This window comes from Paenibacillus sp. Dod16, from assembly GCF_049893405.1.
GTDB lineage: Bacteria > Bacillota > Bacilli > Paenibacillales > Paenibacillaceae > Paenibacillus_AQ.
The window spans coordinates 40199-61877 of sequence record NZ_JBNDYG010000020.1 but is presented as its reverse complement, the minus strand read 5'-3'; the positions used below and the strand labels follow the sequence as shown (position 1 = coordinate 61877).

The following is a 21679-nucleotide window of genomic DNA, read 5'->3' as shown; positions in this document are numbered from 1 at the left end:
AGAACATGATTTTACTATTAAGAACTATAATAATTGTACTATTCGTATCTTTAATCGGGTGTCAGCAAAATACGAGCTCAACAGAAAACCTCACTGCTGAATCAGATCTAGCAGGTTTTGTAGAGCCAGAGCCGTCGGATTGGGTGAAATATATAACGCCAGTCAGAGAGTACATGTATTATAGAACGCAAGCCGTGGTTAACAAGGATATACATATTTTATGGGACCATTACCCGGATCTTAAAGAGAATGTTGACCTCAAACTAGGAATCAATATAGAGAAAAATGAGGTTGAATCCTTAAATCAACATGTTCATTTGTTGGATGCCAATTACAACATTGAAGGTTATGAACGAATGAAAGTGAAAACGATAAGTGATCATAAAGTGGAAGTTCTCATTCATGCAAGTATAGTTTATATGAGAGATGATTTTGATGAGTCTGGAGGAGAGCATTTAATTAAGCTCTACTTAGAACATAAGAACAATCATTGGGCTGTCGTAAAAACGGATGAATATACTTTACCGGAATACAAAGAATGGATGAAGGAAAAGGAACAACTCTAATCTATTGCTAAGCTATCCTAAGCGAGCTGGAACGATAGCTGAATAATGCGTTGAAGGCAGCCGACCAGTATGACCGGCTGCCTTTTAAGGTTTGAAGCTTGCTTCGTTTTTGGGCCGATTAAACACTATGACAACCGTTAGTGTAGCAATGTTGAACCAGGTCGCTTATTCGAGGTTAACCCGATGGTCAAGCACCGATATCTAGGTTGAGCTGAATATCTTCCACTAATCTCTTGTTATTCGCAAGCTGATGTTTTATATTGACATAAGAGTAGGTCAAAAATAAAAGAGGTGATGAGACTAGATGACTCCACGCACGAAGGAACAAAACGAAGAGATCCGGCTGCGGCGTCTGGTGCAAATCCGGAAAGCCGCTGCCGATGTGTTTTTGGATAAAGGTCCTTTACTGGAAATCCGGGATGTGGCCGCGCAGGCGGGACTCGGCTATGGCACGGTATATCATTATTACAGCAATAAAGGCGATTTACTCCACGATCTGCTATGGGATGCGTTGGAGCGGGACGGTGGATGGCTGAAGGCTCCGCTAGATGCTGCGTTAGAAGCCTTGGTGAAGAATCCGTCGAAGGTCCCGCTTGCATCGGCTTCGGGGGAGGTGCCATTGGGCGGGCATTTCGGCTTGGCTGCTGCGCCGGACACCGGAAAGTCTGCTGCCGCGGATTCCCGTATGAGAAGCCACGAAACGGCCGCTGCCGCTGAGCTTGGCCCCGTCGCGGTAGCCGGCGTCCGGCTGCTGCAGCTTTGGGCGGGGGACCATGCCCTGTACCTGCTGCATAAGCTGGCCGGTGAGAGCTTTGCCTCGCTGCCAGAAGCGCGCTCGGCCCCGCTCCTGGCCGCCTTTCGCCGGGAGGTGCTCACGCCTCTTGCCGAGCTGCTAGAAACCGGGCGCGCGGAGGACGGGGCTGCGGCTTCCGGCGGAAACGCGGCAGAGCCGCTGTATCGGCTACAGCGCGCGGAAATGCTGCTGGCCGCCTTGGTCGGCTGCGCCTCGCTTTCGCTTCGCCGCGGTAAGCTGCACGAAGAGGCCAAGGATATCGTCATGTTTTTAAAATTATAGTATAAGGAGTGAATAAACATAGATGATCATCTTAAAATCACCTAGGGAAATCGAGGAGATGAAGCCGGCGGGCCAAATCGTTGCGGACTGCTACCGTGAGGTTGCCAAGCTGATCGAGCCTGGGATCACCACCCGCGAAATCAATGACTTTGTTGCCAGACACATCACCAAACTCGGCGGCAAGCAGTTTACGAAAGGGTATAACGGTTTCCCCGCAGAAACCTGCACTTCGGTTAACGATGTGGTGGCCCACGGCATTCCTTCGAATCGTGCGCTTATGGACGGCGATTTGTTGAAGCTCGACATCGTCGTGGAATACGGCGGTTGGTTCGGCGATTCATGCTGGTGCTATGCGGTGGGCAATATCCGGCCGGAAGCACAGAAATTAATGAAGGTGACAAAGGAATGCTTGGATCTGGGGATCTCCCGGGCAATCCCTGGAGGCCGGCTCGGCGACATTACGTCGGCGATTCAACAGCATGCGGAATCGAACGGGTACTCCGTCGTACGCGATCTGCTGGCGCACGGGATCGGGCGGAGCCTGCACGAGGAGCCGAACTACGAGCATATCGGCGTAGCCGGCAAAGGCATTCGATTAAAGGAAGGCATGGTGTTTACGATTGAACCGATGCTCAACGAAGGTACGTTCCGTATCACGATCGACGACGATCAGTGGACGGCGAGAACGGCTGACGGCAAGCTGTCGGCGCAATATGAGCATACAATCGCAATCACGTCGGACGGACCGCTGATATTAACGGCCCAGTAAGAATAGAGGCGAACGGACGGCAATGCGGATATAAGTCGCCAACCCGGTAAGCAAGATTACCCACACTCTCGACCTCAAACGTGACTCCGGGTGATCTGCCGGACGCTTTCCCCAACCGATTAGTGAAGCTAAATGGGCTGTTAAGGAAATCATAGGCCGCACACCTTCTCCGATCATGACCTGTATAAGAGAGAAGCCATCGAGTACATAACTGATTTTAAAACAATTGACTCTATATGATTTCCATGAATGAACCGAGCTGAGGAATGACACTATAAGTAAGTGGTATACAATTCAGTTTCCAAAGGAGGATATCTGTCATGGCTCACCAGAAGAGAAGGAAAGAAGCTGCCTGGAAGTCGCGAAAGCAAGAACAGCATCCCCATGGTAAAATCAAATCGCTTAAGGAATTGTCTAGCGAATAGGATGAAGAGTATACTGCTTGGAAGAGAGAAAGACTGTCGGCCTCTAATGCCGGCAGTCTTCTTTCTTGTATCATTCATTAGATATCTCGGTTTACTTACCTCTAATTACCACTTAATATATGGATAACAAGAGATAAGGGAAGGTGTTTAAAATGAATGCTAAAGAAGCAGCGTTATTACTTGGGGTTCATTACAAAACGATTCTTAACATGATAAATGATGGGCGCTTAGCCGCTTCGAAGAACGACTCTGGAGATTGGGTAATTAGCGAGAGCGATTTGGCTGCCCGTGAGCAGCGGATTGATGATAAGGAATTTGAGGCGATCTACACTCATATGGCCGTACAGATGATTGAAAAAGCTCATCATCGTGCGATAAACGCAGCAAAAGAAGAGCTGATTCACGTGGCACGTGCAATGATAAAGGTCAAAGACAATCGAAACGAGTTGAATCAGCAAGTAAAACGCCTTCAAAATGCATTAGATGCATATAAAGCAGCGGAAGCATTCACTCTCACTGTGGATTCAATCAAAAAACAAGCGGAAAGTGAAAATCACTAGTACTTGCTAAGTTAAGGTCATAGCCCAGTCAGTTGTTTTACACTTAATGTCTTAAAAGGGCAAAGGATGACCCTGGCGATTGCAGTTGAATTTCACTAATCACACATGCAAGCATGATTGATTCTTGTAGTAAGCTTTGCCGAATATCACCTAAATCAACGACCGTTGACCAACCGAGATCGTTAAGAAGAACCCTGACCTTACGGATAAAAATGGGGGGCGAAGTAATGCCTGTTCAACGAAATGAATGTCTCGTTGAGATCGTATTTTCCATGTTAAGCGGGAGATGGAAAATTCCAATCTATCGATTTTTGTATAAAAACTCAATCCCCGTTCGGTATAGCGAATTGCTGCGACATTTACCATCCATTTCGAAAAAAATATTAACTGAACAGCTTCGTGAGCTTGAGCGTGATGGAATCATCGATAGAACATCGTATCCGGAGCCTCGGCCTAGAGTAGAATATACGCTGACACCGAAGGGTCGAACCATGATTGAACTTCTGGATTCGATGAGTGGGGGAAGAAGCACATCCTATCTGAATGTGAGATATCAGCCCCTAATTCGTTTGCCGTGGACAGGGCTGATGATCTCGTTGACGCGGGCCCGGAAAGGGCTGCATCGGTGGGCGAAACAATTGAGACTACCCTCCTGGATATCATATGCCTTCATGTCAACGATTGCTTGATTGTTCTGATAATGAAAATACATTATGACTTGACATTGGAGCTTACTCCAATGTTATTTTGAATTCATGGAAAAACTTTATTCTATACAAGAGGTTTCGCAGCTGCTTGGGATTCCAAAGGATACGCTTCGGTACTATGACCGGATAGGAATCGTATCACCGTCCCGTGAAGACAATCGGTACCGCAGGTATTCGAAGAACGACCTCATCGAATTGATGAATATCCAAATCATGCAGTATGCGGACTTCACGCTTGACGAGATCAAGGGAACGTTTGGATTCCACAGGAAGGAGAAGGTAGACCCTGCTTATTGCCGTGAGGTTGCTTCGTTCCTCGATGCCAAGAATGCAGAAACGCGCAAGAAAATGGCCCATCTGGAAAAGGTCAGTCAGTTGCTTGACGTAGCAGCCGAAACGCTAAGGGACTTTAATCATGAAAGCGACCAACGACTGGCAGAAATCGTTCGCGAGCTTTACCGCTCTATTCACAAGAAGGAACCGGAAATATCTGAGGAGGGATGTCATGGGCATTAAGGTTAGGAATTTTTATTTTTTGACTGCCGGCCTTCTGGCGATACTGTTCGCCTTTACGCACGCATGGAACGGGCAATCCAATGTGCTGCCAGTGCTCCATGTGAGTGCGATAGCGATGGACTCCCAAACAGTATTCATGTATGTATGGCACATCATCACGGCGGAAAATCTGATTTTCGGCTTTGTGTTCATTCTTATGTCATTCCAAAGTGAACGATCAAAGACCCACTTCGCCGCCTGGACCATCGTATCGCTTCTGATCGTCCGGCTGCTGGTCATTCTTGGTATAACGGCATTACAAGACATATCGGCGCTTACGGATACGTTAATCGATTCGATTGCGATCGTAATCTATCTCATCTTCATCATAATGGGCATAAGAAGAAAGCCGAAGGGGTTCGGAGGTCAGATGAGCGACTATTCATGAAAAGACTGTCCATTCATCGGGTGGAACAAGGGAAAAGGATAAGGGGGATACTACTTTTGTGAAATAGAAGGACTGTCGGTAATATTCCGGCAGTCTTTTTTATGATCTATCCGCCCTCGCAAGTTCCTAAAATTGTAAAATAATCTAGATATCATATTTAATTTGCTAAGTGTTTTGAAACCGATATCATTCTATAATTTACTTGGAAAGGAGGTAAAAGGAAAAATACAAGGGAAATCGCATGCTAAGCACAGCCAAGAAAATCAACGCAAGGCACAATTCGACAATATGAGGAGGTAGATTATGTTTAAGTTTAGAAAGAAAATGATGACGGTTATTCTTGCAGCAACCATGAGTTTTGGTATGTTTGCGACAACCTCAAGTGCAGCGACCGACTACTGGCAAAATTGGACCGATGGGGGCGGAACCGTGAATGCTGTTAACGGCTCCGGCGGTAATTACAGCGTGACATGGCAAAATACCGGAAATTTCGTTGTCGGCAAAGGCTGGAATACCGGATCGCCTAACCGAACGATTAACTACAATGCCGGCGTCTGGTCACCGTCCGGCAATGGGTATTTGACACTCTACGGATGGACGAGAAACGCACTCATTGAGTACTACGTCGTAGATAGCTGGGGTACTTATCGACCTACCGGAACACATAAAGGGACAGTCACAAGTGATGGAGGCACATACGACATCTATACGACCATGCGATACAATGCACCTTCCATTGACGGAACACAAACGTTTGCCCAGTACTGGAGCGTTCGACAATCGAAAAGAGCTACGGGGGTCAACTCCTCCATCACTTTCAGCAACCACGTGAACGCATGGGCAAGTAAAGGAATGAATCTGGGGAGCAGCTGGTCTTATCAGGTGTTAGCAACAGAGGGTTATCAAAGCAGCGGAAGCTCTAACGTAACGGTATGGTAGCCAATCGCCATCCGTAAACTCAACTAACGGACACGGAGGGGAGCATCTCTTAGGAAAACGGAGTTCGGCTATCCGATTGACCGTTCCCTTCGTTTAGCCCTAAATCCGGATACGTTGCGGGTCGTTTTTCGCGGAGACGAACGGCCTTCGACGTAACGGGCAGGCAAGTTGCGGGCAACAATGGGCTCTCATTTTTTTATTAGCTTAAAGGAGAAATTATCAATGAGAAAGCTAATAATGTTCCTTTTAATATCAGCAATGGCTGTGATCAGCGCTTGTTCGCAAGATCAGCCTGAAAAGAAGGATGATTTGGTATTGGTGAAAGGCGGGACCTTTAAGAACAACCAGTCTAACTATTCCGATAAAAAAGAAGCCATATCGAACTTTTACATCGGCAAATATGAGGTCACCCAAAAAGAGTGGGTGGAAGTAATGGGCAGTAATCCATCTGCATTCAAAGGCGATCATTTGCCGGTAGAAATGGTGAGCTGGTATGACGTTGTGGAGTATTGTAATCAAAGAAGTATCCAGGAGGGCTTGAATCCGTATTACAACATAGACAAGGTGAAAAAGGATGCGAATAATAAGAACGATAACGATGATATCAAATGGACCGTCACGATCAATGAGGGAGCTAACGGTTACCGGTTGCCTACAGAAGCGGAATGGGAATACGCTGCGGGCGGAGGTCAGAATAGCAAGGGTTACATGTATAGCGGGAGCAATAATGCCGATGAGGTCGCATGGTATTGGAAAAACGCCGGAGACAAATACCTATCTGGGGATTGGAACTGGCCTATCATAGAGAGCAATCAGAATCAAACAAAATCGATCGGTACCCAGAAACCCAACGAGTTAGGAATTTACGATATGTCTGGAAACGTAAGGGAATGGTGCTGGGACTGGCACGGCGAATTGGATAGTCCAAGCGGTTCCTTCCGGGTAGTGAAGGGCGGCGGTTGGATCGGCGACGTTACCAACAACGAGATATCCTTCCGAGGGAAGTTCGATCCCAATGGCTTTGGCCCCGATCAAGGTTTTCGTGTCGTTCGCGGAGAAATATGACATTTCATGTCATGTTTCTTTTTTTATTCCGGACTTAGTTTGTGAAGTTGGTGTTTATCCGTGAGTCTTACCGCAAGGTGGCCGCTGATTTCCTGGCTTGATGCAAGCAAGTCACCACACTATTGACCAGGTGGTCAATGTGTAATACAATTTGGTCAAAATGATATTGACCAGGTGGTCAATCGGTGGGGTGGCGTACAAACCAATGGAGCCAGATAAAAAACAAACCATTTTGCAAGCAGCTTTAGTGGAGTTTTATCACAAGGGCTATGAAGGAGCTTCAACCAATCAAATTACCAAAGCAGCTGGCGTATCCAAAGGAATTTTGTTTCATTATTTTTCGGATAAAAGAACGTTGTATTTAACGGTGGTGGATGAATGCTTAAAGCATTACTACCATTCACTGACTTCGTCACCTATGGATCTCTCCGAGGATCTGTTTCAGGCGATAGAGCAATTATCTCAAAAAAAGATGGATGTATTTAAAAGTGACCCCATCAGGTTTGGATTTATGGCTAAAACATTTCTGATTATGCCGGAAGAGCTGAGAGCGGATCTTCTGCTCAAACAACAACAGATGAACAAGGATTCCATACACCTCCTGGCAAGCAGGATCGATCAGAGCCGTTTTAGGGAAGGAATCGATCCCAAGAAAGCAATCGAATTCGTATTGCTTTCCCTTGAATCTCTAATTACGAAGCAAATGACCAAACGGTACGACGAGAAATCTATAGGAGAACTCGAGGCAAGTGCGGCTTTAGACACGAAACCCTATTTGGACATATTAAGGTACGGCATTTATCGTAAGGAGGGAAATGAGTGAAAATAAAGTTGCTCACCATCGGAACAAGGGGAGATGTACAGCCGTTCATTGCCCTTGCCCGAGGTCTCCAGAACAACGGACATGACGTGGTTATATGCACATCGCAGGATTTCGAAGGCTTCGTTCGAGGGCATGGTGTCGGTTTCGCGCCAATACAGGCAAATATTATGAAACTAGCCCAATCTGCAGAAGGGAAACGCATGCTGGGCAGCAATCCCTTCGAGATTATGAAGCAGATGAAAAAGCTTATATATCCTATGATGCAGCAAATGCTCGATGACCTGTGGACCGCTTCTCAAGATGCGGACTGCCTCATCTACCATCCCAAAGCATTCGCTGGATATGATATTGCCCAAAAGCTGAATATTCCCGTATTTGCAGCCCATCCAATTCCGATCATTGCACCGACAGGCGCTTTCACCAATCCCATTTTACCTTTCACCTTCAGGAATCGATGGTTAAATGAAAAAAGCTATCATCTCAACCGTTTCATGCTGTTATCCTTCAAAAAATTGTTGAATACATGGAGAAGAGATACGTTACATTTACCTCCACGAAGTCTATTCTCCGATGATCTGCACGTAAATGGACGCGATATTCCGGTGCTTTACGGTTGCAGTCCTTCGATTATTCCATTTGATCCGAAATGGAAGGATCGCGTCTGTATGGAGGGGTTTTGGTTTCTGGAAGATACCGATTGGGACCCACCAAGGGAGTTGGAGTCTTTTATCGCGTCAGGATCCCCGCCAATCGTTATCAGTTATAGCAGCATGCCTCTAAAGCATCCGGACCATGTGCTCGAGATGACTATGCAGGCTTTACGACAAACGGGGCAACGCGGCATCATTCTGGTTGGCTGGAGTGGAATGCAAGTATCCGGTAATGGGGCCGAGAACATCCTGTGTATACAGGAAGCACCGCATGCATGGCTGTTTCCGCGAGCTGCAGGCGTTATTCATCATGGTGGAGCAGGGACGACAGCGGCCGTTTTGAGAGCAGGTAAGCCGATGACCATATCCCCGTTCAATGCGGATCAACCCTTCTGGGCCAAGCGTATGTATGAGCTAGGTGTATCGACAAAGCCGATTCCTGAAAAATCAATGTCAGTAGCCAGTTTGGCTGAGCGAATAGCGGAGCTAACCAGTCATTCAACATTGACAGCCAATGTAATGGCACTGTCAGATAAAATTTCAGAGGAGAGAGGTGTTGATCGAACTGTAGATTTTATTGAGAGACGGCTACACCATCACTTTTGAGAGAATTCCTTTAACAAGGGATATGTGTCCAAAAGTTAAGGTGTTAATGGACAAGAAAATTCTTGATTGGGAACCCTGAGTTACCCAATCAAGATATGATCTTCCGCATAACCAATTTTGGATGTGCGTTTTTTCTGAGCCAATGCGTAAGCCAGTGTTAAGGGACCCAGACGACCGGCAAACATCGTTATCGTTACAATGACTTTCCCTACGGGGGACAATTCACTTGTCAATCCCATCGACAAACCGGTGGTGCTAAATGCTGATGTCGCTTCAAACAACACTTCCAAGAAGTGTTCTTCAAGCATACCTTCGGAGATGGTCAGCAACAGGGAAACACCCAGCACGACCACCAAAGAACTCATGACAACCGCCAGGGCGCGCATGACGGTTTCTCCTGCAATTTTGCGTTTGAAGGCATGGATTTGACCGCCCCCGCGAAAGGTTTGGATCGTAGCTAGGATGAGTACAACAAGCGTATTGATCTTAATACCGCCGCCTGTTCCTCCGGAAGCAGCACCGATGAACATCAGAATAATAATGAAAAACTGAGAAGCCGCCAGCATGCTACCGATATCTATCGTGTTAAACCCCGAGCTTCGAGGCGTTATGCCTTGGAAAAAAGCAGCCAGCACTTGTTCGCTTTCGCTCAATTGGCCAAAGGTTGACGGATTCCAGCTCTCTAAAAAGTATATAAATAGAAAACCGAGCAGGGACAACGTTCCTGTTCCGACTAGGACAACCTTGGAGTGAAGCGAAAGCTTCTTCCATGAACGTTTTTGGAATACATCCACAATGACGATATAGCCGAGGCCTCCAATGATAAATAGCAGGACAATCGTAATATTGACGATCGGATCGCCGACAAAGGGAGAAAGGCTGTCAGACCACAGGGCAAATCCGGCATTGTTGAATGCCGAAACGGAATGGAAAAGTGCGTAGTAGGCTGCCTGTCCCCACCCGACGTCCTGTTGCCAACGGAGCGTAAGGACAATCGTAGCCAAGGCTTCAAACGCGAATGCAATGAGTACCATATACATGGATAATTTAACCAAACCTTGTGCCGAGGTCGAATGCGTGGTTTGCTGAATAATCATTCGTTGCTTCAAGCCAATCCTTTTCCCCAGAACAATGGCAACCATAACGCCAAAGGTCATAAAGCCGAGCCCGCCAATTTGAATCAAGATCATGATAATGACTTGTCCAAAAGTTGAAAAAACACTACCGGTATCCAAGACAACGAGCCCGTTTACGCATATTGCTGAGGTGGCTGTAAATAAAGCATCCAGCAGACCAATTGACCTCCCGGTGGAGGAAGAGTAGGGCAGCGCGAGCAATGTGGTCCCGATTATTATTAAAGTGAAAAAGACAAGCATGACGAGTTGAGGGGGACTCATATTTTTTTTAAGCTTGTTGATAAACAACTCCATTGTGTCAGGAGCGGAATGTTGTGTATTTCGATCTTTTGAATTCATAAATGTTCTTCTCACAAGTTCCACCCCCATTCTTTATTGATCGCCGGGTTTATCAAAGAATTTTCTGTTTTGGAAAAAAGACGACTCTACCACTTTTCCGTGACTTATTTTCAAATATTGGATCTCGTGGTCTGTTTTTATTTTCAGCAAGCCGGTGTCAAAATCGGTATTTAACTCTTTGAAAAATAGACCTTCGGCTATTGGATCGCCCCCGGATTCCTTACCGCCAAGCAGATAATGAGAACCCTCCCTGAACACAGTGACTCGAATTCCCCGTTCATGGGTGTCAGCCATTTGATCATCCATCCTTTGAACCGCTACAATGTGCAAATCCGTTTCGCCGATCTGGTTTAGGAGTTCGTTGACAAACGAACCACGCGTAATTTCTTGCCACCGCGTTTGACCGGATTGTCCGATGATTAGCTGGGTAATTTGATGATTCTTGGCGGTTTCCGCTATGATTTCCGAAGCTTTGCGATCTTCATTCGTTTTGACAATGAAGGTTGCCCCATACTCGTCGCATTTCATTTGCCACTCAGCCATATACCTTTCTTGTGCCTGATCTAACTCATCTTCACGCAAGGGTATAACGCTCAACACAAACAGGGGACACTGAAGAAGTCTGGCTAATTCGCCGCCTCGACGGATGAGACGTTCTCCGTTTGGACCGTAATACACGCATACCAGTATCTTTTCATTGTTAAGCAGAATAATCATTCCTTTCTTTTCTAAACACAACAGCTTTAACAAAAAAGGCCTGGAGGCAGAGAAAAATCTGCTTCTAGGCCTTGGCTGTACGGATCATGGACAAGTCAAAGTAGTAAGAGTGTTCTTTCCCAAGACGCTGACGAGGTTAGCTGTCGGATTCGGGATTGAGAGTTCCCGTTCCTTCTTATCCAGAAAGAATTCACCCCTAAAGCTTAGTCGCTTTGTTGGTTCCCCCGTTCCTCATAGAGGATTAAGCATTCATGCGTATGAAATTTATCGTAATAAATATTATGCTAAAACATGCTGAAAGTAAACAGTTAGCGATCAGTCAACAACATCATATCATTGGATTGCAGCAAAAATTATGCTTTACTATGGTATATACTACGCAAAGAAGTCTACGGGGTTTCATGGTCTGTCGTATCTGAAAGGGGAAAATAGGATGGCTAAAGGCAAATCGGAGCCGCTAAAATCATTAAAACAGTTTAACCTATCATCTTCACGACTGATCCTTCTTGGTTTCGCCGCACCGATTGTAATCGGCGCGATCTTGTTAGCCTTGCCCATATCATCGTCATCAGGTGAAGGTGTAGGTTGGTTAAACGCTTTGTTCACCTCAACATCTGCAGTGTGCGTAACCGGATTGGCCGTAGTGGATACAGGAACCGACTTTTCCCTTTTTGGTCAAATCATGATCATGTGCCTGATTCAAGTCGGCGGTCTTGGTTTCATGACCTTCGGAGTTTTGATCGCCGTTGTGCTTGGAAAGAAAATTGGACTGAAAAATCGACTGCTCCTCCAAGAATCCACTAACGCATTATCAACGCAAGGCGTAGTGAGGCTATCGCTAGGTATTTTTCTGATTGCGCTCATTATCGAGTTCGTCGGAGCAGCCTTGTTAATTGTTCGTTGGGAGGAGGAACTGGGCTTGGGGCAAGCTATTTATTATGGGGTGTTCCACTCCATCTCATCATTTAATAACGCTGGCTTCAGTCTTTGGTCAGACAGTTTGAGCCGGTATGTGGGAGACCCGCTGGTCAACATCGTCATCACCCTGCTTTTTATCATTGGTGGGCTTGGATTTACTGTTGTTCTGGACTTATGGAAGCATAGAAGGTGGAATAAGTTGTCCCTTCATTCAAGAATCGTTTTGTCGACTTCAGCATGTCTATGTTTAGCCGGGTTTATCGTAATTTTCATTATTGAGTTGTTCAACTCCCGTACGTTCGGCTCTTTGAGCTGGGGAGAGCGAGTATGGGCGGCTTATTTTCAAGGCGTGGTGACTCGTACGGCCGGGTTTAATACCATCGACATAGCCGCGATGATGACGACTTCTCAGTTTTTCATGATTTTCCTCATGTTTATCGGTGCTTCCTCCGGATCCACGGGAGGCGGGATCAAAACCAATACATTTGCCGTACTGTTATTCACATTGATTAGTATTATTAAGGGGAAGCAGGACGTGCAGTTGTTAAATCGACGCATCCCCCAATCGATTATCCTCCGATCCATAGCCGTCATGGTGATCTCAGTGAGCGTTGTGATTGTCGCTACATTCTTGTTAACCATAAGCGAGCATAGCTTGCAAAAGGACTTTATGGAAGTTCTGTTCGAAGTGACCTCAGCCTTCGGCACCGTTGGCCTATCGATGGGATTGACGCCTGAGCTGTCTCCTTTTGGTAAAGGAGTCATCATTTTGACCATGTACATCGGCAGACTCGGCCCCTTAACGCTGGCCTTCGCGCTGTCGCAAAGAGTAGTCAAACAAAAGTACCGGTTGCCTGAAGAGAAAGTGCTTATTGGTTAAGAGTGGTCGATCCGCAAATCGGGATACGAAAAAATAAGGTTCAGCTGGAGTCGTTTAATTCGATCTCCGGGGCTGAACCTTATACTCGTTTTATGTTCTGTTTTGCTTATACGGAGGGTTCTTACATATCTGCCCCGTCTTTTTCCTTCACGGGGCTGGCTAATCCAAACTTCTTAACCAAAGGTTTGATGGTTAACCCCTGAACGAGAAGTGAGAAAAGGACAACGCTAAAGGTGAGAACGAGTATATCATCGCGTCCGTCGAAGGTTGCGGGCAAGCTTAAGGCGAGAGCGATTGACAAGCTGCCCTTTAACCCTCCCCAATTCAAAACCACCTTCCATGAAGATGGGAAGGATTTCAGGAAGTACAAGCTTACGTAGACGGCCAATGTTCTTCCGAGTAGAACGATAAGAATGGCTGCTCCGATTAACGCCCACTTGTCCGCGAAGTTAATATGCTTGATTTCTAGACCGATCATTAAAAAAATCAATGAATTTGCGATTAACGTGATGACGTCCCAGAACGAATTAATATTCATCTTGGTTGTATCCGACATCCCGATGCGCGCTCCGTAACTGCCAAAAATCAAGCCGCCCACGACAACGGCAATGACGCCAGATACATGGAAATGTTCGGCAATAAAGAAACTTCCGAAGAACAGGAGCATAGAGAAAGCTATCTCCAGCGGATAATCATCATAGAAGCGAATGAGCTGTGAGAACAGATATCCTAACACGCCTCCAACAGCGATACCGCCAATACTAAACTTCAAAAAGAGCAATACACCGCTGCCTATTCCCGCCCAACCCATTTCCATGTACGTGAGCAAATAAACAGAGGAGATCTGAAATAACACAACGGCAATTCCGTCATTAAACAGCGACTCCCCTTCGATGATGGTTACAATTTTCTTCGGTACGCCTAATGATTTGAAGATGGAGATGACACTGATCGGGTCCGTGGCACTCATCAATGCTGCAAAGGTAAATGCAACAATCAAAGGTAATCCCATAAACCCATACATGGCTAGAGCTATAAGAAGGAAAGAGAGCAAGGTGCCGCCAAACGCGAGGGCAATCACCGGCTTTCCTTGTTTACGAAGATGCGAGAACGGAAGCTTTAATGTTGCATCTCCAAGAAGGATAGGAAGGAACAGGGAGATAATGATTGCCTGAAACACATTCGATTGGGTTATAAACGATTCGGCTTCATCCAACACAGGCACATGGATCAAACCAAGCAGCAGGCCTACAATAACAAGTGCAATAGAGTAGGGCTGATTCATTTTTTTGGCTATCGAGATAACACCCATCGATATCGCAAGCAAAATCAGCAACTGCACGAAAACCTCATTAAAATGATGCATACGGCACCCCTCATCAAAGGATTAAATCTCCATTTATTGTAACCTAAAGACTCCCTAACACCAAATATATTGACATATGGGGATTTAGGGAGTACTTTTATGAATATAAAATAAAATTATTCACAGGATCACAAACGGCCTGATTAAGGATGTGATATGCAACATGCCCAAAAAATTCTCGGATGAAGAACGTGAATGGATACGCCAAAAACTGCTGACGGAGGCACGCCATCATTTCGAAACGGCGGGCCTTCGCAAAACGAGTGTTGAAGATCTGACGAAGGCCGCCGGCATTGCCCAAGGCTCGTTCTACATGTTTTTCGGATCGAAAGAGGAATTATATTATGAACTGATTCTGGAGGAGGAGCAGCGAATTCGCAATGCCGTTCTTGATTTATTCCCTCCTGAAGAGGTCTGCAGTAAGGAAAGCATTAAACGGTTTCYCTTATATTCACTGAGGATGATGGACGAGAGCCCAATGCTTCGCCAGATGATGGATCGCGGGGAGATGGAGTTCTTGTTCAGGAAATTGCCGAAAGACTTGCTGGAGCGTAACTTTACGGAGGATCAAGACGCGCTCTTGCCTGTGATTACGGCTTGGCAGAAGGCTGGCATTTTACCTGGTACGGCACCCGAATCCATCGTGGGCATGATCAGATCCTTGGCACTGCTTACGCTGCACCAAAAAGAGATTGGAGAGGAGCAATTTACATCTACGATCGAATTGCTAGTCGAGTTATTATCTGCCGGCATGCTTGCGGTGTCTAATGCGCTGAAGGGAGATGGAGCGTTGTGATCGAAGTAAGAGGGCTTCATTACACGTATCCGAATCGAAAAGAGCCCACCCTGCATGGGCTTGATTTTGTCATCCCGCCTGGCGAAATCTTTGGCTTTCTCGGCCCGTCCGGCGCTGGTAAAAGCACGACGCAAAAACTGCTGATCGGTGTTCTGAAAGGTTATCAAGGAAGTATAAAAGTCATGGGCAACGAAATCAGGGATACTGGTCCCGATTATTATGAGCGAATTGGAGTAGCTTTTGAATTCCCGAACTTCTACAGTAAATTTTCGGTTCTTGACAATTTAAAGCTCTTTCGTTCCCTTTACAAGGGGGAGACGGAGGATCCCATGAAATTGCTGGAACAAGTCGATCTAACAGATGCCGCAAATATGAAGGTTTCCCAGCTATCCAAGGGCATGAAGATGAGGTTGAATTTCTGTCGGGCGTTACAGCATGATCCAGAAATCCTATTTCTGGATGAACCTACTTCCGGATTAGACCCGGTCAATGCCCACCGAATGAAGGAATTGATACTTGCTAAAAAGGCTGCCGGCAAGACGGTTCTAATAACAACGCATAATATGCAAGCGGCAGAAGAACTTTGCGATCGGGTAGCCTTTATCGTCGACGGTGAAATCAAATTAATCGATTCACCCAGAGAGTTGAAACTTCGTAAGGGAAGAAAGGAGGTCCGAGTCGAATACAGTAGGGATGGCGAATTAAAGGGAGCGGTATTTTCTCTGGATGGCATCGGTGAGAATAACCAATTTCTTAAGCTGATACAGGATTATCCCCTCGATACCATTCATTCGCAAGAGGCGTCGCTCGAACAAATTTTTATTGAGGTAACCGGGAGGCAGCTTGTATGAAGGGCCTAAGCTTATTTGTATTCGATCTGCGTTTCCAGTGGCGCCACGGATTCTATTGGGTTTATATGTTTGTCTGTACCTGTTATTGGATTTTGCTCCGATTCGTACCCGAGGCCTACCAGGAGACAACAGCGATTGTGTTGACATTCAGCGATCCCGCAGCCCTTGGGCTTATCATGGCAGGCGGTATGGTCCTGCTGGAGAGGGACCAGGGCGTCCACGATCCGTTGTTTGTAGCGCCGGTACACATTCGGGAATATTTGCTGGCGAAGGCTGCGTCCCTGTCGGTGTTATCCCTTGCGGCAGGCTGGGTGATTCATATGGCGACCGGCAGTCTCCCGGAATATCCGCTTGCTTTTTCTGCCGGTATTGTCTTAACATCAACCTTCATGACCTTGCTGTCGATTGGCGTGGCGGCACGCCAACGGACAATTAACGGTTTTATTCTGATGGTGCAGGTCTACGCGCTGCCATTCATCCTTCCATTGTTAAGTTTTCTTCAATTGTGGCATGAAGACCTGTTTCTCGTCCTTCCAACCGAAGGAACTCTCCGGTTACTTGTGTCTCCCAGTGACGGCTTATCTATTGGCAGCGTTCTATATTCCATATGTATTCTGTTGATTTGGAACTTTGCGGCTTACATCTGGGCGCAGCGATCCTATACTCGACATGTGTTGATGCGCGTAGGTGAAGGAGGGGGCATTAATGGAGAGATATAAAGCCCTCATGATCATGGATCTACGGCATGCGTGGAAGGATCCCGTTCTGATGGCAGCTATGTTCGGTCCGCTGCTGCTTTTGTTTCTATCGAGGTTTGGATTCCCGGTTGCCGTTAATTGGCTCGATGTAAACTATTCGTTTCATTTGGAGCCGTATCGCGGCTTTGCGGCATCGTTATTAATTGTTACGATCCCCATGCTGACAGGAATGCTCACCGGTCTCCTTATTCTCGATGAACGCGACGAGAATGTGATTGCATATTATGCGGTTACCCCACTAATGCGTAAAGGTTATTTGCTATATAGAGTGACGCTTCCTTTTCTGTTATGCACCGTATTATCCATTCTATATCTGTCTTTTTCGACTTTATCGGATATTCACTGGGCTAAATTGGGTGTTTTGCTGTTGCTGGCATCGGAAGCTCCAATATTCTCGTTGTTCCTTGCCGCTTTCTCAGCGAACAAGGTAGAAGGATTAGCCTTATCTAAAATAGGAGGGCTGTTCATAGCCGGACCTGTGGTGGCCAACTTCGTTCCAGGAGCTTGGCAGGTGTTAGGCGCTTGGCTCCCAACGTATTGGCCTGCAAAAGTGCCCTATCTGATCACGCAGAATGAACCTATGTTGGCAATCGTTTTCTTTTCGGTCGGATTGCTGTTACATGCCGCCTACTTATATTTTATGGTATCTGTGTTTAACAATAGACAATCTTAAAGGGGCGACCAAAGTATAGGTTCATGTGACATCTGAGCAGAAAGCAGCCGATCTGAATGATCGGCTGCTTTTGCTATGGTCTAACAATCGGTTATACCATTCAGCCCCCGAAGTAAACGTTACGTTTTTGATGGGTACATCGAAAGTAAGATTGTTAAATGTTCAATGTCAGCATAAGGCAGAAGCAGACTATGGCTAAAAAATGGTATTGCATATTGAAGTTGACTCGTTTATTATGGATATTATACATCCATAATAATAGCGATCTTAAGAAGAAGAGCTAGGAAGAGGGGAGGGGACATGCTGTTCTCCAGAAGTACAGCAGGCTCAGGAACATTCGGGAAGTGAGCGTATACTAAACAATAAGGGATACATGTTTTGCATCATGATTATGGATAATGCAGATCCATTAATGAAAAAACCAATGAATCAACCAACTTTCGATGTGGTGATCATTGGAAGCGTCAACGGGTTTCACAACCGCAACCAGAAACTATAACGGAAAGAGAGATGGAAGTTATGAATGATTTTTTTAATGAGGCTATTTGGGAAAAGGCTTGGAAAGAACATGGCGAACGTGTTGTGAACAAGATGAAAAAGGCCGGAACCGACCCGACCCGTGCCTTTGATCACAAGGCGAAGACTTTCAATGAGCAATCGTTTAATGAAGAGGGAAGAAAACGGACCACACGGATCATGAATTGGATTGAAGGACAAGGAGTTCAATTCAACAACGCGTCTGTGCTGGACATTGGCGCCGCTTCGGGAGTATTCTCGGTGCCGTTTGCAGAGCGGGGGGCCCGCGTTACTGCTGTAGAATCCTCTCTACCCTTGATCGAACTGCTGAAGGAAAATATCACAAAATTCGCCGATGACCAGGTAAAGATTGTGCCCGAACCTTTTGAAGATATTGACGTGCTGGCTAGAGACTGGAGTAATGCCTTTGATCTGGTTTTTGTCTCGATGTGTCCGGTCATTCTGGATTGGGATAGCGTCGAAAAGATTCTACAATGCGCCCGGGATTATTGTTATATCAGTATGCCGGCAGGCTCCACGGAAATCAGTTTGGTGAATGAAATCTGGCCGCTCATCACCGGTCAGCCCTTCCAATCGAAGCACTTGGAGTTCGGATATTTGCTTCATCTGCTGTATCTCAAAGGCTATTCCTATGAGTCTCTTATAACACGGGAAACGAAAACGACGGAAGTTACAAGAGAAGCGGCGTTAGAGGAAATGATGAACTGGCTTCGCAGTCACAGTCTGGCTACAGATGAGCAGAATCGGAAATTGGTTGCAGACTATTTGGAACAAGCGTACCCGTCCGGCAAAGTAACGGTTCGACAGAGTGGTCGTTATGGCAAAGTACTGGTTCGAATGCAGGATCTAAGTATGTACACAAGAAAAATTTGAAGGGATGATGATGATGGCGATTCAACACGCAACAGATTCTACTTTTAAAGGGATGATCCAAACCGACGGAGTAACCGTAGTGAATTTTTGGGCTTCCTGGTGTGGTCCGTGCAGAATGTTTGCACCTGTTCTTGAGGAATTTGAAAGGGAGGCAAAAGATTCCATTAAAGTAGTTAAGGTAAATGTAGACGAAAACCCGGCGACGTCTTCCCAATTTCAGATCATGAGCATACCGACCACCCTTGTTTTCAAAGATGGGAAGCTTCTATATAAAGAAGCGGGCATATTGCCGAAACATGTCTTGAAACAACGCACTGCCTTTTAGGCTTTCCCATATTCGTAGTGACTCGAGTATTGATCTCCATGTAATATAAATAGGAACAGATGGGAGATGAGGAACGATGTTGAAATTAGTAAAGGCGTTGCTGGTGGGATTGAGCATAACTGTATTTGGTTTGGATTCTGGAAATGTACAATCTTCCCCCGTGTCGGCAGCCGGTACTGAGTACTATGTAGCTACCGACGGGAGTGACTCCAATCCAGGGACGATGATTGCGCCTTGGAAGACGCTGCAGCATGCGGCTGAGGAGGCTGATCCGGGCAGCTTGATTTACGTTCGGGGCGGCGTATATAATCAAAAACTCAAGATAACACGTTCCGGTACAGCCTCGCAGGGTCCCATAACTTTCAAGAACTATGGTTCAGAGAAAGCTATCATCGATGGTACTGGACTTTCAGTCAACGGGATCGAAGGGCTTGTCGAGCTAACCAATGTGAATTACATTACGATTCAAGGCTTGGAGATTCGCAACTATACAACGACTTCCAGAAACGCGGTTCCTGTTGGAATTTATGTTCAAGGTTCTGGCGGCTTTATAAATCTGACGAATAACAAAATCCATGATATCAAGAGCACAGTCACACCTATCGGCAGCGATTTGCTTGGCAGAGATGCTCATGGTATCGCCGTATACGGTACCAAAGCTCCGGAATCGCTTCATGACATTACGATTCACGGGAATGAGCTGTACAATCTAATCTTGGGTTCCAGTGAAACACTGGTGCTGAATGGTAATGTAGATACGTTTAAAGTAACGGACAATCTCATTCACGATAACGACAACATCGGGATCGATATTATCGGTTTCGAGGGAACTGCGCCGGAAGAAGCATACGACCAGGCCCGAAATGGTTTGGTGAAAGGCAATCGGGTATATAATATTTCCTCCAACAACAATCCTTCTTATGGGAAAAAACTCCCGAATAACAGTAATGCAGCCGGTGGTATTTATATTGATGGCGGTAAAGACAGCATTATTGAGCAGAACTACAGCAACAACAATGACATCGGCATTGAAATTGCCTCGGAGCATGCGGGCAAATCCACCAGTGATATTACGATCCGAAGCAACGTTGTGCACAATAACCGGTTGACGGGCATCGCCATGGGTGGATACGACGACGAACGGGGGTCAACGGTGAATTGCAAGATCGTGAACAACACCGTCTACAATAACGATCTTTTAGGTGAGGGCAGCGGTCAGCTCTATGTGCAGTATGATACGAAAAATAACGTGATTAAGAACAATATCATTGTGGCCAGTTCAACGGGTGTGCTGATCTACAATGAATATACAAAAAATTCAGGTAACGTGGTGGATTACAATCTATATTTTTCACCAGGCGGTAGCACGGATGCTTTCTGGACATGGAAGAACAAAGATTATGCTGGCTTTTCCGCATATCAAGCGGGAACCGGCAACGATGCGCATTCATTCTTCAAGGATCCTGCATTCGTCAATGCTTCCGGAGGCAACTTTCATCTTCAATCTTCGTCCCCAGCGATTGATGCCGGTTCGACGGATAACGGTATCATCGGTACCCAGGACATTGACGGGCAGCCAAGAGTGCAAGGGGCCGATGTGAACATTGGCGCAGATGAGTAATGTTATGCTTTTTAGAAACGAGTAACAGAGTTGGAATGTTTAGAGAGACTAATAATAGGCTGTTTCGGCAGCAATCGTATGTTCTTATGTGGACAACGTTGTATTATTTTAAGCTAACATCTTCGAACCCATCAACTGTCGCCAATTTTGGCGGCTTTTTTGTCTTCCTGTTATTACTTTTCCCCAATATGTTTTATGAGCTTAGTTTCTTGACATATTTTTGTTAACCGGTAAACTATAATTGTTGAATGGTTAACAATATTCTCAAAGGAGGTGACTCCCATGACCTCAAATAAACGTAAAGAAGCGATTGAAGCTGTCCAACATTTCATTATGAATAGAGAGAAAAGTTTAAGGGCTCGGAACACGTCGATTGAGAGTGCTGTTGGTTCAGATTCAGTAAAAAACTGGTCCATGACGCAACTTCACATCTTATCTTTAGTAAAGCGTCACCCATGTCAATTAAATAATACGTCTTTAGCAACGGAATTAAATTTATCAAAATCCGCTATAACCAAAGCCATAAATACATTGATTCAACACGATTTAGTCGTGACTGCAAAGAAAACGGACAATCTTAAAGAAATTTATTATGAGGCTACAGATCAAGGGAAGCAGTTGGCTGCAGAGCACGATAAGCTGCATCAGCACGCTGAAGAGAAGTACTACGAACTGTTCAGTCATTTTAATGATAACGAAATCGATGTGATTATTCGCTTTCTTAATACGTGGCTGCTGATGACTTCGGAATCCAAATAACT

24 protein-coding genes and 1 riboswitch are annotated in these 21679 nt (G+C 45.8%); of the genes, 21 read left to right on the top strand and 3 right to left on the bottom strand.

What is annotated here, in order from left to right:
* The first annotated feature begins 5 nt into the window (after window positions 1-5).
* From ACPV3A_RS16230 to ACPV3A_RS16175, 12 genes are all read left to right on the top strand, one after another.
* Window positions 6-566: a hypothetical protein gene (locus ACPV3A_RS16230; RefSeq protein WP_426200246.1), complete on the top strand. Its 561-nt coding sequence runs from the start codon at window positions 6-8 to the stop codon at window positions 564-566.
* Window positions 567-870: 304 nt separating this feature from the next.
* Window positions 871-1641, top strand: coding sequence for a TetR/AcrR family transcriptional regulator (locus tag ACPV3A_RS16225; protein ID WP_426200245.1), 771 nt, complete (start codon window positions 871-873; stop codon window positions 1639-1641).
* A 22-nt stretch (window positions 1642-1663) separates the two neighbouring features.
* On the top strand, window positions 1664-2410 hold the full coding sequence (gene map, locus ACPV3A_RS16220; protein ID WP_194543072.1) for a type I methionyl aminopeptidase: 747 nt from the start codon (window positions 1664-1666) through the stop codon (window positions 2408-2410).
* Between the two features lie 320 nt (window positions 2411-2730).
* Window positions 2731-2835 (top strand): DUF6254 family protein, encoded by a 105-nt coding sequence (locus ACPV3A_RS16215; protein ID WP_015735743.1) that lies wholly within the window; start codon window positions 2731-2733, stop codon window positions 2833-2835.
* 152 nt (window positions 2836-2987) lie between these two features.
* Window positions 2988-3395, top strand: coding sequence for a helix-turn-helix domain-containing protein (locus tag ACPV3A_RS16210; RefSeq protein WP_220684968.1), 408 nt, complete (start codon window positions 2988-2990; stop codon window positions 3393-3395).
* A gap of 227 nt (window positions 3396-3622) precedes the next feature.
* Window positions 3623-4084, top strand: a complete 462-nt coding sequence (locus ACPV3A_RS16205; protein ID WP_426200244.1) for a winged helix-turn-helix transcriptional regulator — start codon at window positions 3623-3625, stop codon at window positions 4082-4084.
* A gap of 66 nt (window positions 4085-4150) precedes the next feature.
* Window positions 4151-4618, top strand: a complete 468-nt coding sequence (locus tag ACPV3A_RS16200) for a MerR family transcriptional regulator (RefSeq protein WP_339217698.1) — start codon at window positions 4151-4153, stop codon at window positions 4616-4618.
* Window positions 4608-5045 carry a hypothetical protein gene (locus tag ACPV3A_RS16195; protein WP_426200243.1) on the top strand — a complete coding sequence of 146 codons (438 nt, stop codon included), beginning with the start codon at window positions 4608-4610 and terminating at the stop codon, window positions 5043-5045. The genes ACPV3A_RS16200 and ACPV3A_RS16195 overlap by 11 nt, the downstream gene beginning before the upstream one ends.
* A 303-nt stretch (window positions 5046-5348) precedes the next feature.
* Entirely contained in the window at window positions 5349-5984 is a 636-nt protein-coding gene (locus tag ACPV3A_RS16190) for a glycoside hydrolase family 11 protein (RefSeq protein ID WP_339217694.1), read from the top strand.
* Window positions 5985-6206: 222 nt separating this feature from the next.
* Complete coding sequence (locus ACPV3A_RS16185) at window positions 6207-7049, top strand: formylglycine-generating enzyme family protein (protein WP_426200242.1); 843 nt, start codon at window positions 6207-6209, stop codon at window positions 7047-7049.
* A gap of 205 nt (window positions 7050-7254) precedes the next feature.
* Window positions 7255-7872, top strand: coding sequence for a TetR/AcrR family transcriptional regulator (locus ACPV3A_RS16180; protein ID WP_426200241.1), 618 nt, complete (start codon window positions 7255-7257; stop codon window positions 7870-7872).
* Window positions 7869-9128 carry a glycosyltransferase gene (locus ACPV3A_RS16175; RefSeq protein WP_339217691.1) on the top strand — a complete coding sequence of 420 codons (1260 nt, stop codon included), beginning with the start codon at window positions 7869-7871 and terminating at the stop codon, window positions 9126-9128. Before ACPV3A_RS16180 ends, ACPV3A_RS16175 begins: the two co-directional genes overlap by 4 nt.
* Window positions 9129-9208: 80 nt before the next feature.
* Here the strand turns inward: ACPV3A_RS16175 and ACPV3A_RS16170 are convergent, their stop codons facing one another.
* Together ACPV3A_RS16170 and ACPV3A_RS16165 are read right to left on the bottom strand one after the other, a co-directional pair.
* Window positions 9209-10558, bottom strand: coding sequence for a TrkH family potassium uptake protein (locus ACPV3A_RS16170; RefSeq protein WP_374198236.1), 1350 nt, complete (start codon window positions 10556-10558; stop codon window positions 9209-9211).
* Between the two features lie 78 nt (window positions 10559-10636).
* On the bottom strand, window positions 10637-11320 hold the full coding sequence (locus ACPV3A_RS16165) for a universal stress protein (protein ID WP_194544833.1): 684 nt from the start codon (window positions 11318-11320) through the stop codon (window positions 10637-10639).
* Window positions 11321-11430: 110 nt separating this feature from the next.
* Window positions 11431-11578, bottom strand: a riboswitch (cyclic di-AMP (ydaO/yuaA leader).
* A gap of 175 nt (window positions 11579-11753) precedes the next feature.
* Between ACPV3A_RS16165 and ACPV3A_RS16160 the strand changes: the two genes are divergently transcribed.
* A complete protein-coding gene (locus ACPV3A_RS16160; protein ID WP_194543062.1) occupies window positions 11754-13118 on the top strand; it encodes a TrkH family potassium uptake protein in 1365 nt (454 codons plus the stop codon).
* A gap of 121 nt (window positions 13119-13239) precedes the next feature.
* Here the strand turns inward: ACPV3A_RS16160 and ACPV3A_RS16155 are convergent, their stop codons facing one another.
* A complete protein-coding gene (locus ACPV3A_RS16155) occupies window positions 13240-14484 on the bottom strand; it encodes a cation:proton antiporter (protein WP_426200240.1) in 1245 nt (414 codons plus the stop codon).
* Window positions 14485-14647: 163 nt separating this feature from the next.
* On the opposite strand from ACPV3A_RS16155, the gene ACPV3A_RS16150 reads away from it, so the two are divergent.
* The 8 genes from ACPV3A_RS16150 (at window position 14648) to ACPV3A_RS16115 (ending at window position 21677) form a co-directional block, all read left to right on the top strand.
* Window positions 14648-15280, top strand: coding sequence for a TetR/AcrR family transcriptional regulator (locus tag ACPV3A_RS16150; protein WP_426200239.1), 633 nt, complete (start codon window positions 14648-14650; stop codon window positions 15278-15280).
* Window positions 15277-16131, top strand: coding sequence for an ABC transporter ATP-binding protein (locus ACPV3A_RS16145; RefSeq protein ID WP_220684977.1), 855 nt, complete (start codon window positions 15277-15279; stop codon window positions 16129-16131). Before ACPV3A_RS16150 ends, ACPV3A_RS16145 begins: the two co-directional genes overlap by 4 nt.
* Window positions 16128-16850, top strand: coding sequence for an ABC transporter permease (locus ACPV3A_RS16140; protein WP_194543058.1), 723 nt, complete (start codon window positions 16128-16130; stop codon window positions 16848-16850). Before ACPV3A_RS16145 ends, ACPV3A_RS16140 begins: the two co-directional genes overlap by 4 nt.
* Entirely contained in the window at window positions 16837-17562 is a 726-nt protein-coding gene (locus ACPV3A_RS16135; RefSeq protein ID WP_194543057.1) for a hypothetical protein, read from the top strand. The genes ACPV3A_RS16140 and ACPV3A_RS16135 overlap by 14 nt, the downstream gene beginning before the upstream one ends.
* 519 nt (window positions 17563-18081) lie before the next feature.
* Window positions 18082-18972, top strand: coding sequence for a class I SAM-dependent methyltransferase (locus ACPV3A_RS16130; protein ID WP_426200238.1), 891 nt, complete (start codon window positions 18082-18084; stop codon window positions 18970-18972).
* Window positions 18973-18985: 13 nt separating this feature from the next.
* The gene (gene trxA / locus ACPV3A_RS16125; RefSeq protein ID WP_220687390.1) at window positions 18986-19297 is read left to right on the top strand and encodes a thioredoxin; all 312 of its coding nucleotides are present in this window, start codon (window positions 18986-18988) and stop codon (window positions 19295-19297) included.
* Between the two features lie 76 nt (window positions 19298-19373).
* Entirely contained in the window at window positions 19374-20918 is a 1545-nt protein-coding gene (locus tag ACPV3A_RS16120; RefSeq protein ID WP_426200237.1) for a right-handed parallel beta-helix repeat-containing protein, read from the top strand.
* A gap of 282 nt (window positions 20919-21200) precedes the next feature.
* Window positions 21201-21677, top strand: coding sequence for a MarR family transcriptional regulator (locus ACPV3A_RS16115; RefSeq protein WP_259445235.1), 477 nt, complete (start codon window positions 21201-21203; stop codon window positions 21675-21677).
* Window positions 21678-21679: the final 2 nt, after the last annotated feature.